The following is a 16,312-nucleotide window of genomic DNA, read 5'->3' on the forward strand; positions in this document are numbered from 1 at the left end:
GCTACACCTCGATGATCACCGTGAACGGGCCGTGGTTCGTGAGCGAGACCCGCATGTCCGCTCCGAACCGGCCCGTCTCCACCCGCGCCCCCAGCGCCCGCAGCTGCGCCACCACCTCGTCCACCAGCGGCTCGGCGACCTCGCCCGGCGCGGCGGCGTTCCAGGTGGGCCGGCGGCCCTTGCGGGCGTCCCCGTAGAGAGTGAACTGAGAAATCACCAGGAGGGGCGCATCCACATCCGAACAGGACTTCTCGCCCTCCAGGATGCGCACCGACCAGAGCTTGCGGGCCAGCTGCGCCGCCTTCTGCGGGGTGTCGTCATGGGTGACCCCGACCAGCACACACAGGCCCTCACCGACGATCTCCCCGACGATTCCGGGGGCCGGGGAGCCGTCCGCCGCACCGGCGACGGAGACGCTCGCGCCGTCCACCCTCTGTACCACTGCACGCATACAGACCAACCTATCTTGGGCTGAACGGGTACAGAACACCTGCGTCGGCACCGTGCGGGGTGGCACGATGCACGATGTCGGTGTGCCGACGCACCGGTCGAGGGGACGGAACAGCATGAGTACATATGGAACCGGACAATCTCCCGGTGCCGTACCGGGCGCACGTCACCGCACCAGCACCCTGCGGTCACCCGTACAGCGCAGTCTGCCAGGGCAGGGCCCCGTGCTGGCGCCCGCGACGGTCGCGCCCGCCACCGTGCCCGAGCAGTCCGGCGGCGACGCGGGCTTCGGCGGGCTGCGGCTGCCGGAGCTGCGGACGCTGCGCCGGGACGCCCAGCGCGACGAGGCCGATCTCAGCTACGTACGCCGGCTGGTGCAGGGCCGGATCGACATCCTGCGCGCCGAACTGGCCCGACGCCGCGATCCGGAGGCGCCGGTCGAGGACGCCGCGGTGGTCGACCGGCTCTCGGAGATCCTGGCCGACACCCCGTCCCGGCACCGCTCCTCCGCCCGGCACGTCACGCTGACGACGCCGCGCGGCGACGAGTTCCGGCAGCTCGCCGCCGAGAACCTCGCCGAGGTCGAGCTCTCCGACCTGGACGCCCGGACGGACGAGGAACTGCACACGGCGATGGGCCGGCTGGTCCGCTACGAGCAGCAGGTCTCCCGCCGCCGTCACGAGCTCCAGCGCACCGCCGACGATTGCAGCGCGGAGATCGCCCGCAGGTACCGTGACGGGGAAGCACAAGTGGACGACCTGCTCGCCTGAAGCGATCCTTCCGGGCGCGGGTCCCGCACCCCCGTCCCCGGAAGGCCACCATGACGACCACCGACGCCCCGTCCGGCATATCCACCGCTCCGGTCCCCGCCCCGCCCGTCCTCGCCGAGGTCGTGCGCTCCGGGTTCACCGAGGGGCGCCACCGGGGGGCGCTGGTCCTGCTGGCCGCCGACGGCAGCGTGGAGCGGGCGATCGGAGATCCGGCGGCGCCGGTCTTCCCCCGGTCCTCCAACAAGCCGATGCAGGCCGCCGCGATCCTGCGGGCCGGCCTCGACCTGTCGGGCGAACGGCTGGCGCTGGCCGCCGCGAGCCACTCCGGCGAGCCCTTCCACCTCGAGCTCGCGCGCACGATGCTCGCCGAGCACGGGCTGAGCCCCGCCGATCTGCAGACCCCGCCGGACCTGCCGCTGGACCCGGTGGAGGCGGAGGCCTACCTCGCGAGCGGGAACGTCCGCGAGCGGATCACGATGAACTGCTCCGGCAAGCACGCGGCGATGCTCGCCGTCTGCGTCCGCAACGGCTGGGACACGGCCACCTACCTCGACCCCGCCCACCCGCTCCAGCAGCTCGTGGGCCAGGTCGTCGCCGAGGCCGCGGGCGAGCCGGTCGCGGCGCTCGGCACGGACGGCTGCGGGGCCCCGCTGATGGCGATCGGGCTGACCGGCCTGGCCCGCGCCTTCCGGTCCTTCGTGCTGGCGGAGCCCGGGAGCGCCGAACGCCGGGTCGCGGACGCGATGCGCGCCAACCCGGAGTACGTCGCGGGCACCCGGCGTCCGGACACCTGGCTGATGCGCGAGGTGCCGGGGACGCTCTCCAAGATGGGCGCCGAGGCGGTCCAGGCGGTGGCCCTGGCCGACGGCCGGGCCCTCGCCTTCAAGATCGACGACGGGTCGGTCCGAGCGCTCGGCCCGGTGCTGGCCCGCGCCCTGGAGCTGCTGGACGTGCACGCCCCGGTGGTCGCCCGGATCGGACGTTCGCCGCTGCTGGGCGGGGCGGCGGAGGTCGGGGAAATTCGCGCGACATTCTGAGGACCGCCTGCCTAGCGTGGAGGGATGAGCCTCGATGTCCGCACCATCACCGCGCCCGACTACCCCGACTGGCAGAGAGCGGTGCAGAACGGCTTCCTGACCCCCGGCAGGCCGGGCGAGGACGACATCGCGGACCGGCTCCTCACCACGGATCTCTCCCGCATCCAGGGGGTGTTCGACGCCGGGCGCTGCGTGGCGACGTTCCGTTCGTTCGCCCAGGAGCTGACCGTCGTGGGCGGGGCCACCGTGGCGGCCGACGCGATCAGCGGGGTCACGGTGGCGCCCACGCACCGCCGGCGCGGACTGCTCAGCGGGATGATGGCGACGGACCTGGCGGCGGCCAAGGAGCGCGGCGAGCCGGTGGCCTCGCTGATCGCCGCCGAGTACCCGATCTACGGGCGGTACGGCTTCGGCCCCGCCGCCTGGAGCGCCGTGTGGGAGGTCTCCGTGCACCGGGCCGGCCTCGACCCGCGCCGCTCGGGGCAGCCGGCGGGCGGCGGCCGGATCGAGATGGTGGACGGCGCGGACGTCCGCAAGATCGGCCCCGAGGTGCATGGAGCGCTCGCGGCCCGGCAGCCCGGCGTCGTCACCCGCGGCGAGCGCTGGTGGCGGCTGCGCACGGGGGTCGCGCCCCGCTCGGAACACGAGAAGTGGAGCGAGCCGTTCTACGTCGTGCACCGCGCCGCGGACGGTGAGGTCGACGGCCTGATGACGTACAGCGCGGACGACAAGTGGGACGACGCCAAGCAGCCGCGGAACACCGCCTCCGTACGGGACATGATCGCGCTGAACCCGGCGGCCGAGCGGGCCCTGTGGCACTACCTCTGCTCGGTCGACTGGATCACCACGGTCCGCTCGGGCTACCGCGCCCCCGACGACCTGCTCCCGCTGCTGCTCCCGGACCCGCGCGCGGCCCGGATGATCACCAACGCGGACTGGCTGTGGCTGCGGATGCTGGACGTGCCGCGCGCCCTGGAGGCCCGGACCTACGGCACCGGGGCGTCGCTCGTCCTGGAGGTCCGGGACGACGCGGGGCTGGCCGGGGGCCGCTTCCTGCTGGACGCCTCGACCGACGGCGCCCGGTGCGCCCCGACCACCCGGAGCGCCGATCTGGCCCTGGACGTCGCCGAGTTGGCGACGCTGTATCTCGGCGACGAGTCCGTGCGGCGGCTGGTGGACCTGGGCCGGGCCGAGGAGTTGCGGACGGGGGCGGCGACGACGGCGGACGCCGTGTTCCGTACGGGCCGGCGGCCGTGGTGCCCGGACGTGTTCTGAGCCCTCGCCCGCCGTCGCCGGGACCGCGTCCCGGTGCGGGCGGTCAGCGCGTCCGGATCCGGAACAGCGTCCCCGAGACGCCGACCGCCACGGCGAGCAGCCCCGCGGCCCAGGCGAGCGCGATCCAGGGGGTGTTGCCCACCTCCTGGCCGAGCAGCAGCCCGCGCAGGGACTCGATGGCCGGGGTGATCGGCTGGTGGTCGGCGAAGCCGTGCAGCCAGTCGGGCATGTTCTCGGTCGGGACGAAGGCGCTGCTCGGGTAGGGCAGGAACGACATGAAGAACGTGAAGCCGCTCGCCGCCTCCGGGGTCCGGGCCAGCAGGCCGATCGCCGCCGAGATCCAGGACAGGGCCACGATGTAGGCCACCAGCACGACGCCGACCAGGAGCCAGCCGCTCCAGGAGGCGGCGGGGCGGAACCCGATCAGCAGCGCGACGCCGAAGACCAGGGCGGTGGCGCAGAGGTTGCGGACGGTGCTGGCCGCCACGTGCCCGGCCAGCACCGGCGTACCGCCCACGTCCAGCGAGCGGAACCGGTCGATGATGCCGCCCTTCATGTCCTCGCTGACGGCGGTGGCGGTGGTCGCGGCGCCGAAACCCGCGGACAGCAGCAGGACGCCCGGGACCACGTACATGACGTACGAGTCGTAGTCCGTCCCGGTGTCGATCGCGCCGCCGAAGAAGTAGACGAAGATCAGCATCAGCATGATCGGCAGGGCCAGGGACGTGATCAGCGCGTCGGTGTTGCGGCTGCTGATGCGCAGGGCGCGGGCGGCCATGACGGCGGTGCGGGTGAGCGGACCGGGCCCGGGACCGGGGCCGGTGTTCTTCGCGGAGCCTTCGGGCTGCCGGGCCGGGCTTCTCCGCTGAACGGCGGTGTCAGACATGGGCGGTTGCCTCCGGGGTCGTGGGCGCGTTCGAGGTGAGGGCGAGGAAGACGTCGTCGAGGGTCGCGCTGTGCAGGCTGAAGCGTTCGATCCCGCGGCCGTCCGGGTCGATCTCGTCGAGCAGGGCGCGCACCTGGGCCGCCGAGCCGTCGGTGGGGATGCCGAGCGTCAGGGTCTCGGGGGAGTGGTGGACGGCCCGGCCCGCGAGGCGCAGATACGCCTCGTTGCTGGTCAGGACCAGGTCGAGGCGGTGCCCGCCGACGCGTGACTTGAGGTCGGCCGCGGTGCCCTCGGCGGCGATCCGGCCCTGGTTCAGCAGGGCGATCCGGTCGGCGAGGCGGTCGGCCTCCTCCAGGTACTGGGTGGTGAGCAGGACGGTCGCCCCGCGTGCGGCCAGCTCGCGGACGACCTCCCAGAGCTCCTGGCGACTGCGCGGGTCGAGGCCGGTGGTCGGCTCGTCCAGGAAGAACACCCCGGGCTCCGGCGATCCGACGAGCCCGGCCGCCAGGTCGAGGCGGCGGCGCATACCGCCGGAGTACGTCCGGACGGGGCGGTGGGCCGCCGCGGTGAGCTCGAAGCGTTCCAGCAGCTCCCCGGCCCGGCGTCGGGCGGCGGCCCGGGAGAGCCCGGTGAGCCGGGCCATCATCCGCAGGTTCTCCTCGCCGGTCTGGGTCTCGTCGACGGCGGCGAACTGGCCGGTGAGGCTGATCGACCGGCGCACCGCGCTCCGGTCGGCGACGACGTCGTACCCCGCGACGCGGGCGGTGCCGGAGTCGGCCTCGGTCAGCGTCGCGAGGATCCGCACGGCCGTGGTCTTGCCCGCCCCGTTGGGCCCGAGCAGGGCGAAGACGGTGCCGCGCCCGACCTGGAGATCGATGCCGTCGAGGACCCGGACGGCGGGCTTTCCGTAGGACTTGGTGAGGCCGTACGCCTCGATGGTGTGCGGGGTGCTGCCGGTCGGGCCGGTCGGGTCCATCGCCTCGGGCATGGCCGATCCTCCTTCTGCGTATGGCATACGCGTTATTGCGTAAGCATTACGCATCCCTAGGATGGGGTCAAGGCGCACGAGGGCGCGGGGTGCGGACGCGATGTCGGGCAAGGGGACGCGGTGACGGAGAAGAGCGGCTCGGGCGGTGACCTGCCGGCCAGCCTGGAGGCGGCCTGGGGGCTGCGGGACCGCCCGGCAAAGGGCCCGAAGCCCGGTCTGAGCCTGGAGCGGATCGTGACCGCCGCGGTGGGCGTCGCGGCGACCGACGGGCTCGCGGCCGTGTCGATGGGACGGGTCGCCCAGGAACTCGGCGCGTCCACGATGTCGCTGTACCGGTACGTCTCCGCCAAGGACGAGCTGTACGTCCTGATGCAGGAGGCCGCCGTCGGTCCGCCGGAGCCCCTGTCCGCGCTGCGGACCGGCGCGGGCTGGCGGGCGGCGCTCACCGCATGGGCGGCCGCCCAGCGCGACCGGTACCGCGCCAACCTCTGGGCGCTCCGGATCCCCATCGGCGGCCCGCCCGCGACCCCCAACTCGCTCGCCTGGTGGGAGCAGGGGCTCCAGACGCTGGAGGGCAGCGGGCTCGGCGAGGGCGACAAGATCTCGGTGATCCTGCTGGTCTCCAACTTCGTCCGCAGCGAGGCGCTCTTGATGAGCGACCTGGCCGCCGCCGTCGCCACGCGCGGCGTGTCGCCCGAGGAGCTGTCGGCGTCCTACGAGCGCACCCTCAAGCGGCTCGTCGACCCCGAGCGGCACCCCGGGATCACCCGGCAGCTGGAGTCCGGGGTCATGAGCGAGCCGGACGACCCGGAGTACGAGTTCACCTTCGGCATGGGCGTGCTGCTGGACGGGGTGGAGGCGCTGATCGGCAGGACGGCCGACGGCTCCCGCGCCCCGGACGACGACGTCAAGTCCGCTTGAGGTCAAGGGCGTACGCTTCATGGTCATGAGCGGAGAGAAAGCCGGGAGCGCGTCCGACAACGACCCCGGGAACGGCGTCGGCGGGCAGGCCGCCGACCCAGCGCGGCAGCGTCGCCCGGCCCCGGCCGGTCTGCGGGAGCGCAAGAAGCAACTCACCTACCAGGCGGTCTCCGACGCGGCCATCGCGATGTTCCTGGAGCGCGGCTTCGACAAGGTGTCCGTGGCGGAGGTGGCGGCCGCGGCGGACATCTCCAAGCCGACGCTGTTCCGGTACTTCCCCGCCAAGGAGGACCTGGTGCTGCACCGGTTCGCCGACCACGAGGACGAGCCCGCCCGGGTGGTCGCGGGACGCCCCTCCGGCGACAGCCCACTGGACGCGCTGCGCCGCCACTTCCTGGACGGCCTCGACCGGCGCGACCCGGTGACCGGCCTGTGCGGCGTGCCCCAAGTGCTGGCGTTCCTGCGCCTGTTGTACGGAACACCGTCACTGGTCGCCCGCCTGCACGCCTACCAGGACCGCTCCGAGGCGGCCCTCGCCCGCGCGCTCGGCGGCGGGCTGCCCGACCGCCTCGCGGCCGGGCAGATCATCGCCGTCCTGCGCATTCTGGCCCTGGAGAACTGGCGGCGGATCGACGCGGGGGAGAGCGTGGACCGCGTCTACGCGGGCGCGGTGCAGGCGGCCGAGGAAGCGTTCGTCCAGCTCCGGACAGGCCTGGAGCCACGGCCGCGCGGCTGAGGAGGCGCGGGCGGGCGGCCTCGGCGCGGAGGGGCGTGGGCCGGTCGGCGGTGGGCCTGTGGGCCGGTTGGGCGGCAGGGCAGCCGTGCGGCTGGGCGGCCATGCGGCTGGGTGGCCGTGCGGCCTCCGATCGGTCCACGGCCGGCCCGCGGTGGTCAGTCGGCGAGCAGGGCGGCGGTCAGTGCGCGGCGATGGTCCGCCAGCCAGGCCTGGTGCCGGTCCCACTCCGCGCGGCCGCTCTTCTCGTACGCCGCTGTGTACACCGCGTCCCCCCGCGCCACCCGTCGCTCGACGAACGCCCGGCACACCGCGGTGGCCTGCTCGATCGTCGGGGGCAGGGCGGCCCGGTCCGCGCGCCCCAGCCCGTAGCCGTCGGCTAGAACGCGCAGCCGGTGCGCCGGGTCGAGACCGGGGCGGCCCCGCATCGGCGCCCAGTAGCGCGCCGTCATGGCCACGTCCCACACCGGGCGGCCCGGCGAGGCCAGGTCGAATTCGATGAGGGCGGCGGCGCGACCGTCCCGGAACACCACGTTCTCCAGGCACACATCGTTGTGGCAGATCAACGCGCCGGGAGCCGTCGCCCCCTCCGGGTCGGCCAGATCGGCGGGCCAGCCCGCCGCGCGGTCGAACGGAACGGCGGCCGCCGTGTCGTGCATCCGCCGGAGCAGCGCCCCCACGGAGTGCAGGACCTCGTCCGTCCAGGTCCAGTCCGGGTGCGGGGGGACGGCGACCTCGCCGTGGACGTACGAGAGCCGCTCGCGGCGTCCGGAGGCGGAGACCCCCAGGGGGACGGGCAGGCCGTCGAAGCCCTGCCCCCGCAGCGCCCGGAGGTGGGTGTGCAGCAGGGCGACGTGCGGCGGAGCGGGGCGTTCGACGGTGTCGCCGTGGCGCAGGACGGCTCCGGCGTTGGCCAGTCCGCCGGTCAGCACTTCCGGTTCCCGGTCCACGGGGCTCGGCACTTCCGGTTCCCGGTCCACGGGGCTCAACGCTCCCGGTCGGGCTGCGGGGCCCGCTCCGCGCAGGGGCCCAACGCCCGGCGCAGGTCGGCCGGTTCGCGGTACAGGACGCCGGTCATGCCGAGGGCGGTGGCCGCGTCGACGTTCTCCTGCCGGTCGTCCACGAACAGACACCGCGTCGGCGGTACGCCCACCCGCCCGGCCGCGATGCGATAGATGGCCGGGTCGGGCTTGGCCACCTGCTCCACCGCGCTGCTCACGACCGCGTCGGCCAGGTCGGTCAGGCCCAACAGGGCCAGGTCGTCGTCCAGTTGGAGGGACGCGTTGGTGACGAGCACCAGGGGGACGTGGGCCCTGGCCCGCCGCAGCAGTGCCACCACCTCCGCGTCCGCCCGGAACGGCGCGTCCGCGAGGGCCCGGCCCAGCTCGCGGGCCCGCTCCGGCCCGACCCGCCCCGCGAGTCCCGCGGCGATCGACTCCACCCAGGCGTCCGGCGTGATGCGGCCCAGGAGCAGCGGGAGGTCGACCTCGGGTGCGTAGGCGACTTCGGTCGTGGCGCCCTCGGGCAGTCCGGCGGCCCGTTCCAGGGCGGCGAGCGGGGCGGTGTCGTAGAAGCGGACGACGTTGTCGAGATCGCAGAGCACGGCGTCGAAGGCGATGTCGAAGGCGATCGGGTTGCGGTCGTCGCCCGGGGCGTGGCGCGTGCTCATGCCTGGTTCTCCTTCAGTGGCCTTCGCTGCGGTGGTGCGGTGCAGCTGGGCTCCCGTGCTGCTGTGCTGCGTGGTCGACCATAAACGGCCGCCGGACCGTTCATGGTCGACCACAGTCGCCCTTGCGGGCGGCTTGCGGGACAACCGCGTCACCGGTGCCCCACACTTGGAGGCGGTCAGCCGGTCAGCGCCCGCCAGGTCACCGGCCCCGCCTGGCCGTCGACCACCAGGCGGTTGACGCTCTGGTAGCCGCGTACGGCGTTCGTGGTGACGGAACCGAACCCGCCGTCGACCGCCAGTCCGGCGCTGCGCCGGTTCAACGCGGTCTGCAGGGCCCGGACATGGGACCCGTCGGCGCCCTGTCGCAGGGTGTAGACGAGCACGGGCCAGGTGGCCGGGCCGACCTGGCCGTCGGCCACCAGCCCCTTGGAGCGCTGGAACGCCTTGACCGCGTCGACCGACACGGATCCGTAGTTTCCGTCGGCGACCAGTGCGCGGCCGCGCTGGGTCATCAGGTGCTGGACCACGACGACCGTCGCTCCGCTCGCGCCGGGGTCGATCCTCGGCCAGCCGCCGCCCAGGTCCACACCGCGGGCGGCCAGGAAGCTGACCGGGTTCACCGTGGAGCCGAGGCTTCCCGAGTGGGTCTCGAAGTGCAGGTGCGGTCCGGTCACGTTGCCGGTGGCTCCCATGTCGGCGATCCGCTGTCCGGCCGAGACCTTGGCGTTGAGGGCGACCCGGTAGGCGCTGAGGTGCCCGTAGTACGTGTACTGGTTGCTGCCGTGCGAGATCACCAGGGCGTTGCCGGTCCGGCCCCCCAGGCCGCCTCCCCACGACCGGCGGATGACCGTGCCCCCGGCCGCCGCGTAGACGGCGGTTCCGGTCGAGTTGGTGACGTCCTGGCCGGCGTGGGCCCCACCGCCCCGGGGTGCGCCGTAGTGGCCTCCGGCCGGGAAGTGGCCCAGGGCGGGATTGGCCCATTTACCGTTCTTCGCCGTGGCGGCCGCCGCGGTGGACGCTCCGGCCGACAGGCTCAGGGCGACCACGCCGAGTCCCAGTCCTGCCAGGAGCCCCCGACGGGACAACGCCGGGAACGGACCCTCCTCGTCCACCGGCATTTCGGCCGGTGAGGCGGTCGTCGCACAGGATTGGCACATCATGTCTCCCTGAAAGCGGGTGGAGTACGGGGGATGCGTGATCGGAGGGGGTCTACCCGCATAGACGTTAGGGTCGCCCGGCCGTCCTGTCAGGGGCCCACGGGCCCAGGACGGGGCCCAACGCCCGGCCCAATTTCCGGCCCGACTCCGGGTCCAACGCCCGGCTCGACGCCCGGCCCAACTCCCGGTCCAGTTCCCGGCTCGACGCCCGGCCCGACAATGCCCGGCCCGACTTCCTTCCCCGTTCGCCGGGCGGCGCGCCCGGACGTCCCGCCGGTGCGGGCCGGCCGGAGCATCAGGGCCGCGACGACGAACGCCGCGGCGAGGAGCCCCGCGCCGACGGTGAACGCCAGCCGGTAGCCCCCGGTCAGTGCCTCGGCCGAGGAGAGTCCGGCTGCGTCGAGGGCCTCGGTCCGCCCGGCGGCCAGGGTGGACAGGACGGCCACACCGAGGGCCATGCCGATCTGCTGGGTCGTGTTGAAGAGGCCCGAGGCGAGCCCGGCGTCGTCGTCGCCCGCGCCCGACATGCCGAGCGAGGTGAGCGCGGGGAGCGCGAGTCCGAACCCGGCCGCGAGCACCATCACGGGGAGCAGGTCGCTCACGTAGTCCGCCCGGACCGGCAGCCTGGCGAGCAGGCCGAGGGCGGCGATCAGCAGCCCGATCCCGGTCAGCAGGACGGTCCGCTCGCCGAACCGGGCGGCGAGCCGCGCGGAGAGCCCCAGGGAGACGGCTCCGATGACCACGGCGGCCGGCAGCATGGCGAGGCCGGTGGCGGCGGCCCCGTAACCGAGGACCTTCTGCAGGTAGAGCGCCATGACGACCTGGAACGCGAAGAGCGCGGCGACCATCAGCATCTGGACCAGGTTGGCTCCGGACACGCTGGGCGAGCGCAGGATCCGCAGGGGCATGAGCGGGGTGCGGGCGGTGGCCTGCCGTACGACGAAGGCGGCGAGCAGGCCGAGGGCGAGGCCGCCGAGACCCAGCGTGTGCGCCGAGAGCCACCCGTACGCCTCCACCTCGACGACCGTGTAGATCCCGAGCATCAGACCGGCGGTGACGAGCAGGGCTCCGAGCGCGTCGGCCCCGGCGGCGAGGCCGGGGCCCCGGTCGGCGGGCAGGACGCGGCGGGCGACCAGAAGGATGGCGAGGCCGATCGGAAGGTTGATGAAGAAGATCCAGTGCCAGTTCAGGGCGTCGGTGAGGACGCCGCCGATGACCTGTCCGATGGCGGCTCCGGCCGCGCCGGTGAAGGAGAACACGGCGATGGCGCGGGCGCGTTCGGCGGGCTCGGTGAACAGGGTCACCAGAATGCCGAGGGCCACCGCGGCGCTCATGGCGCTGCCCACGCCCTGCGCGAAGCGGGCGGCGATCAGCACGGCGGGCGAGGAGGCGGCCCCCGCGACCAGCGAGGCCGCCGTGAACAGGACGGTCCCGGCCAGGAACATCGGCCGGCGGCCGATCAGGTCGCCGAGCCGGCCGGCCAGCAGGAGCAGGCTGCCGAAGGCGATCAGGTAGGCGTTCACCACCCAGCTGAGCCCGGCGGGCGTGAACCCCAGGTCGTCCTGGATGGCCGGCATCGCGACGGTCACGATCGAACCGTCGAGCACGATCATCAGCATCCCCGTGGCGATCACGCCGAGGGCGAGTGCCCGGGTCCGGGGTGAGGGAGGCGGCGGCTGCGCCGGGCGGTGTGCGGTGGCGGTGGGCAGGGCGTCGGCAGACATGGGTCCACTCCTGTCGATGGAGGCGACGACAGGAGTGACCGTAGCAGATGGTTTTGTTGCGGACTATCTCTTACGGTCCGCTCGACTTCCTACTTCGCGGTCTGGCGCGCCCGGCGTACCGCGCGGGGGCTCTCCACAGGGGTTGCCAGGTGTCCGGCGGCCAGTGCGTTCAGGGCCTTGAGGAGGGCCGCGCGGTCGGCCGTGCCCAGGGCGGTCAGGGCCTCGCCGTGGACGCGGTCGACGATGGCCTGACTCCGTTGCGCGAGAGCGGCGCCCTTCTCGGTGACCGCGATGATCCGGGCGCGCCGGTCCCGGCTGGAGGGCCGGCGCTCGGCGAGCCCGGCGCTCTCCAGCGCGTCGACCGTCACGACCATCGTGGTCTTGTCCATGTCGCCGATCTCGGCGAGCTGGATCTGGGTGCGCTCCTCCTCCAGGGCGTGGACCAGGACGCAGTGCATCCGGGCGGTCAGGCCGATCTCGCCGAGCGCCGCCGACATCTGGGTCCGCAGGACATGGCTGGTGTGGTCCAGGAGGAAGGAGAGGTCGGGCGCGGTGCGGGCGGGCGTCATGGCGGTCATGGCGTCCAGGGTAACCATTCGATCCGTGGTGGATCATCCGGAAAGGGATGGTTGGCGGTCGCCCGGCCGGTGGCATCCAGCCGGGCGGCAGGCCTCCGTCACCCGTCACCCGTCACCCGTCACGCGCCAAGCGATCGCTAGGCCTGGTTGCGCGTCCTGCCCGCCATCCCCGGGATCTCCAGATGCAGGCACGCCGCGAAGTGGACGTTGCCCATGCCCGGTCGCAGGAGTGTCGACAGCCGGATGTCGTGGGTGAACGTGAGGGAACGGCCCGCCAGCTGGGGGTCGTTCAGGGTGGGGACCGTCACGGTGGCGGGCTGGGTCGGGTCGAGTTGGACGTCGTAGCCGCCGCCGGTGGCGGTGATGGCCACCGGGGAGCCGTGGATGTCCAGGCCGCTGGGGGCGTGGATCGTGTAGTCGAGCATGGTGTTGCGGCCGTCGCGGATGTTCTGCGGCAGCAGGTCCTTGTCACCCGTCTCCACGCGGGCTCCGTTGGCGTCCAGCACGGTGTTGCCGTGCATGCAGTACGTGTGCACCTTGACGCCCGGGGGCACCCGGAACTCGCCGTTCGCCTGGTCCCAGGAGCCGTGGCCGCTGAGGACGATCCCGTCGGTGCGGCCGGGGGTGCTGTGGGCTTCCCATTCGTCGTTGGTGCCGGCGTGGACCGTCGGACGGGATTCGGGCGCGCGCTGCACGGCGGCGGCGGGGGCCGCTTCGGTGGCGTGCTGGTCGCCGTGGGCGTGGGCATGGGTGTCGGCGTGGGTGGGCTGGGGGTGCGGCCGGCTCATCGCCCGGCGTGCGTTCGCCTCCGCCGCGCGCTCGAAGTGGTCGGACGGATCACTGACGCGCAGCCCGGAGCCGTTGTCCGTACCGGCCACCGGGCCCTGCCGCTGCTGGATGACATGGGTCAGTTCATGGGCGAGCGTGTGCTTGTCGCCGCCGCCCTTGCCCAGGACGACATGGCTGCCCGAGGTGTAGGCGCGGGCGCCGATCTCCGCTGCCGAGGCCCTGGCGTCGGCGCCGTCGTGGATCCGTACGTCGGTGAAGTCGGCGTCGAGCCGCGACTCCATCTCCGTACGGACCGAGTCGTTCATCGCCCGGCCCGGACCGCCCAGCACCCCGTGGACGGAGGAGCGCTGCACCGCGGGCCCTTCGGTCTGCTGCTCGTGGCCGCAGCCGGGGCCGTGCCGGTCGTGCGGCGCGGCCGTCGCTCCGCGGTGGCCCGCGCGCCGGAGCATCTGCACGACCGCGGCGTTGCCGACACTCCTCTGGAGCCCCGGAAGGCCCGAGGGGCCGTCGGTCACGGATGCCGGGCGGGCCGACGGGCGGGCGGGCCGGGTGTTCTCCTCGGCGTTGCTCTGCTGGCGCATCCGCTCGCTCCTCTTCCCTGTCCCTCCGGCTTCACCTTCGGCTTCCGAGGCTAAGGGCTTCGGCACGCTCCCCGCGAGGGCCCGGAGGGCAGTGCCGAGGGCATCGAACGGGAAGCCGCCGGCTGCCGGACGGGCGGACGGTCTCAGCTCTTGACGGCCTCGGCGATGTGCAGGGCGGCCTGCGAGGGCGTGCGGCGCGTGGTGTCGACGACCTCGGCCTCGTCGTGCAGCCAGGTCCGGGCCGCCTCGGCGTAGGGCTCGAGGTGGCGGAGGCGAAAGGGGGAGTCGGGGCCGAGGACGGTGTCGCCCGCGATCCGCCCGCGCAGGGTGTCCTGGTCGGCATGGAGGACGAAGTGCCGTACGGCGATGCCGTGCTGGGCGAGGCCCGAGCTGATCTCGCGCCAGTACGGCTCGACCAGGACGGTCATGGGGATCACCAGCGTGCCACCGGCGTAGTCGAGGACGCGGCGGGCGGTCTCGACGACGAGCGGCCGCCAGGGCGGCCAGTGCTGGAAGTTGTCCGTCTCGGGCAGTCCCGGCGTGATGTCCATGAGCGTCTCGCCGACCTTCTCGGCGTCGAACACCCGTGAATCCGGGATCAGTTGCTGCACGAGTGCGCTGGTCGTCGTCTTGCCGACGCCGTGGGTGCCGTTGAGCCATACGATCATGAGGCCCACGCTAACGCTGTGCGGACCGGGGAGCCGGCGCGGCAGGGATCCGGTACGGCTCAGGCGATATTCGGGGCGATTTCCCGGCCCGCCCGGCACGTCATCCGCCCGCGGCGTCCTCGGCCTCGGCGTCCTTGGCCTCGGCGTCCTCGGCCTCGGCCTCGGCGTCCTCGGCCTCGGCCTCGGCGTCCTCGGCCTCGGCCTCGGCCTCGGCCTCGGCCTCGGCCTCCCAGCGCAGCAGGTCGCCCGGCTGGCACTCGAGTGCCTCGCAGAGCGCGGCGAGCGTCGCGAAGCGCACCGCCTTGGCGCGGCCGTTCTTGAGTACCGCCAGGTTGGCGGGGGTGATCCCCACGCGGTCCGCGAGCTCTCCCACGGACATCTTCCGGCGGGCCAGCATCACGTCGATGTCGACGGCGATCGGCATCAGATCACCTCGTCCAACTCGACCTGCATCCGGGCGGCTTCGACATCGCGCGCGACGGCCTGGGCGAGCAGCATCCGCAGCACCAGCACGATGAGGGCGACCCCCAGGACGGCCACGCCCACTCCGCCCATGATGACGGTCACGCCCGGGTCGTCCCGCTGGCCCGGGGCGTTGAGGGCCGTGACCGCGAACCACACGAGGGCAACCGCCACGATCGCGCCGATCACGCCGTCCACGTAGCGGAAGGCGCTGCGGGAGAACACGGTTCCGTGTCGCACCATCGTCACCAGCCGCCCCACGGAGAACACGGCGACCTGCACCGCCACCAGGCCCAGGACCGTGAGCACGCGCAGCGGGGTCAGCGGGAGCGACCCGTCCTCCGGGTCGTTCCCGCTGACCAGCATCCACACCATCAATGCCTGCACGAACACGGTGCCGGCGAACACCACCACGAGCACCGCGCGAAGCGCACCCACTGTCAGCTTTCCCATGACCCACCCCTCCATCGAATAACAATGGAAACCTATCGAATGTCGATAGCTCAAGCAAGGGCTGGGACAGCGGACGGGCGGCGCTTTCGCGCCGTGCCGGGTTGCTGCCGCGTGGACGCGGGGTCGGGCCCTACTTCAGGTGCCGGACGAAGAACTGGGCCGCGGCGTCCCCCGCGAACCGAGGGACGCCGGCGTGCCCGCCCATGTTGGCGTGCAAGGTCTTCTCCTCGGCGCCGAAGGCGTCGAACAGGTCCAGGGCCGCCTGCCGCTCGTTCCCTTCGTCGTCCCACTGCAGCAGTACGTGCAGCGGAACGGTGACCCGGCGGGCCTCCTCGAACATGACGGCGGGCACGAGACTCCCGGCGAACAGAACGGCGGCCGAGATGCGCGGTTCGACCACCGCGAGCCGGATGCCGATGGACATCACTCCCCCCGAGTACCCGACCGGGCCGCCGATCTCGGGCAGCGACAGGAGGGCGTCCAGGGCGGCCTGCCACTCCGGGACGGCCCTTTCGACGAGCGGGAGGACGAGGGCGTCGGTGATCTCGTCGTCTACGGAGCCGGCCTCCAGCGCCCGGCGCAGGTCGGCGCGGGCCTGCTCGACGGCGGCCCATCGGGGCCGGTCACCACTCCCGGGCAGTTCGATGGTGGCCGCGGCGAAGCCGTCCGCCACCGCGTCCCGGGCCCGCGCCACCAGCCGCGGGTACATCTTGCTCAGTCCGAGCGGGGGGTGGCCGAGCAGGATCAGCGGCACCGGCGCGGATGCGGCTGCGGGCGTCCACAGGATGCCGGGGATCTCGTCGAGGGTGAACTCGCGCTCGACGACGCCGTCGTCGAGGCGCTGTTCGGAGGTGAACTGCATGGTCGTGCCTTTCGGGAGAGCTCGGAAACGGCGCTCCCGGACGATCTATCGCCCGACCATGACCCCGGAGGGGAGCACCCAGGTGCATACGTTCACGGGTACCACCTCCTCGTTCTCTCGCAGGGCCTCCGGAAACGTAGCAGCGGTCGCGGTGGTCCACCAACCGGGTTTTCGCGCGTGTCCTGTTTCAGATAAGTGTGGGTGGTCCCCTGGTCGAGCGCGCCGCGCTCGGCGGGCTCCGGTTCGGTGGTGCGGATGCCGCCTCCTCCGCGCCACTCGTCGGCCCCCGGCCGCCTCTTTGTCCGCTGT

Annotated in this window: 18 protein-coding genes; 5 read left to right on the forward strand and 13 right to left on the reverse strand. The window is 73.3% G+C overall.

All coding sequences use genetic code 11. From position 1 onward, the window contains the following. Position 1: 1 nt before the first annotated feature. Positions 2 to 451, reverse strand: a complete 450-nt coding sequence (dtd, locus tag ACH4UK_RS33320) for a D-aminoacyl-tRNA deacylase (RefSeq protein WP_398362445.1) — start codon at positions 449 to 451, stop codon at positions 2 to 4. Positions 452 to 566: 115 nt separating this feature from the next. Between dtd and ACH4UK_RS33325 the strand changes: the two genes are divergently transcribed. Genes ACH4UK_RS33325 through ACH4UK_RS33335 form a run of 3 tightly spaced genes read left to right on the forward strand, consistent with a single transcriptional unit; the run spans position 567 to position 3,532 of the window. After that, the gene (locus ACH4UK_RS33325) at positions 567 to 1,220 is read left to right on the forward strand and encodes an ABC transporter substrate-binding protein (protein WP_398362447.1); all 654 of its coding nucleotides are present in this window, start codon (positions 567 to 569) and stop codon (positions 1,218 to 1,220) included. A gap of 50 nt (positions 1,221 to 1,270) precedes the next feature. Continuing rightward, positions 1,271 to 2,257: an asparaginase gene (locus tag ACH4UK_RS33330; protein WP_398362449.1), complete on the forward strand. Its 987-nt coding sequence runs from the start codon at positions 1,271 to 1,273 to the stop codon at positions 2,255 to 2,257. Between the two features lie 24 nt (positions 2,258 to 2,281). After that, positions 2,282 to 3,532 (forward strand): GNAT family N-acetyltransferase, encoded by a 1,251-nt coding sequence (locus tag ACH4UK_RS33335; RefSeq protein ID WP_398362450.1) that lies wholly within the window; start codon positions 2,282 to 2,284, stop codon positions 3,530 to 3,532. Positions 3,533 to 3,575: 43 nt separating this feature from the next. Here ACH4UK_RS33335 and ACH4UK_RS33340 read toward each other — a convergent pair whose 3' ends face one another. Both ACH4UK_RS33340 and ACH4UK_RS33345 read right to left on the reverse strand, forming a co-directional pair. Then, entirely contained in the window at positions 3,576 to 4,418 is an 843-nt protein-coding gene (locus ACH4UK_RS33340) for an ABC transporter permease (protein WP_398362451.1), read from the reverse strand. Continuing rightward, entirely contained in the window at positions 4,411 to 5,406 is a 996-nt protein-coding gene (locus ACH4UK_RS33345) for an ATP-binding cassette domain-containing protein (RefSeq protein ID WP_398362453.1), read from the reverse strand. Before ACH4UK_RS33345 ends, ACH4UK_RS33340 begins: the two co-directional genes overlap by 8 nt. A gap of 120 nt (positions 5,407 to 5,526) precedes the next feature. Between ACH4UK_RS33345 and ACH4UK_RS33350 the strand changes: the two genes are divergently transcribed. Beyond that, positions 5,527 to 6,327, forward strand: coding sequence for a TetR/AcrR family transcriptional regulator (locus tag ACH4UK_RS33350; protein ID WP_398362455.1), 801 nt, complete (start codon positions 5,527 to 5,529; stop codon positions 6,325 to 6,327). Positions 6,328 to 6,346: 19 nt separating this feature from the next. Further along, positions 6,347 to 7,063, forward strand: coding sequence for a TetR/AcrR family transcriptional regulator (locus tag ACH4UK_RS33355; protein WP_398362456.1), 717 nt, complete (start codon positions 6,347 to 6,349; stop codon positions 7,061 to 7,063). A 155-nt stretch (positions 7,064 to 7,218) separates the two neighbouring features. Here ACH4UK_RS33355 and ACH4UK_RS33360 read toward each other — a convergent pair whose 3' ends face one another. From ACH4UK_RS33360 to ACH4UK_RS33405, 10 genes are all read right to left on the reverse strand, one after another. Next, a complete protein-coding gene (locus ACH4UK_RS33360; protein WP_398362458.1) occupies positions 7,219 to 8,040 on the reverse strand; it encodes a phosphotransferase in 822 nt (273 codons plus the stop codon). A 5-nt stretch (positions 8,041 to 8,045) separates the two neighbouring features. Next, positions 8,046 to 8,729: an HAD-IA family hydrolase gene (locus tag ACH4UK_RS33365; protein ID WP_398362460.1), complete on the reverse strand. Its 684-nt coding sequence runs from the start codon at positions 8,727 to 8,729 to the stop codon at positions 8,046 to 8,048. A gap of 176 nt (positions 8,730 to 8,905) precedes the next feature. Then, on the reverse strand, positions 8,906 to 9,886 hold the full coding sequence (locus ACH4UK_RS33370) for a peptidoglycan-binding protein (RefSeq protein WP_398362721.1): 981 nt from the start codon (positions 9,884 to 9,886) through the stop codon (positions 8,906 to 8,908). 89 nt (positions 9,887 to 9,975) lie between these two features. Next, on the reverse strand, positions 9,976 to 11,610 hold the full coding sequence (locus ACH4UK_RS33375) for an MFS transporter (protein ID WP_398362462.1): 1,635 nt from the start codon (positions 11,608 to 11,610) through the stop codon (positions 9,976 to 9,978). An 89-nt stretch (positions 11,611 to 11,699) separates the two neighbouring features. Then, positions 11,700 to 12,188, reverse strand: a complete 489-nt coding sequence (locus ACH4UK_RS33380) for a MarR family winged helix-turn-helix transcriptional regulator (protein ID WP_398362463.1) — start codon at positions 12,186 to 12,188, stop codon at positions 11,700 to 11,702. Between the two features lie 137 nt (positions 12,189 to 12,325). Beyond that, positions 12,326 to 13,558: a DUF4157 domain-containing protein gene (locus ACH4UK_RS33385; protein WP_398362465.1), complete on the reverse strand. Its 1,233-nt coding sequence runs from the start codon at positions 13,556 to 13,558 to the stop codon at positions 12,326 to 12,328. A gap of 143 nt (positions 13,559 to 13,701) precedes the next feature. Then, the gene (locus tag ACH4UK_RS33390) at positions 13,702 to 14,226 is read right to left on the reverse strand and encodes an AAA family ATPase (protein WP_398362466.1); all 525 of its coding nucleotides are present in this window, start codon (positions 14,224 to 14,226) and stop codon (positions 13,702 to 13,704) included. Positions 14,227 to 14,326: 100 nt separating this feature from the next. Further along, on the reverse strand, positions 14,327 to 14,650 hold the full coding sequence (locus ACH4UK_RS33395) for a helix-turn-helix domain-containing protein (protein ID WP_398362468.1): 324 nt from the start codon (positions 14,648 to 14,650) through the stop codon (positions 14,327 to 14,329). Beyond that, positions 14,650 to 15,141: a DUF2975 domain-containing protein gene (locus ACH4UK_RS33400; protein ID WP_398362470.1), complete on the reverse strand. Its 492-nt coding sequence runs from the start codon at positions 15,139 to 15,141 to the stop codon at positions 14,650 to 14,652. Before ACH4UK_RS33400 ends, ACH4UK_RS33395 begins: the two co-directional genes overlap by 1 nt. Before the next feature lie 130 nt (positions 15,142 to 15,271). Continuing rightward, the gene (locus ACH4UK_RS33405; RefSeq protein ID WP_398362472.1) at positions 15,272 to 16,003 is read right to left on the reverse strand and encodes a dienelactone hydrolase family protein; all 732 of its coding nucleotides are present in this window, start codon (positions 16,001 to 16,003) and stop codon (positions 15,272 to 15,274) included. Positions 16,004 to 16,312: the final 309 nt, after the last annotated feature.

It is taken from the genome of Streptomyces sp. NPDC020884 (assembly GCF_044333935.1).
Classification (GTDB): domain Bacteria; phylum Actinomycetota; class Actinomycetes; order Streptomycetales; family Streptomycetaceae; genus Streptomyces.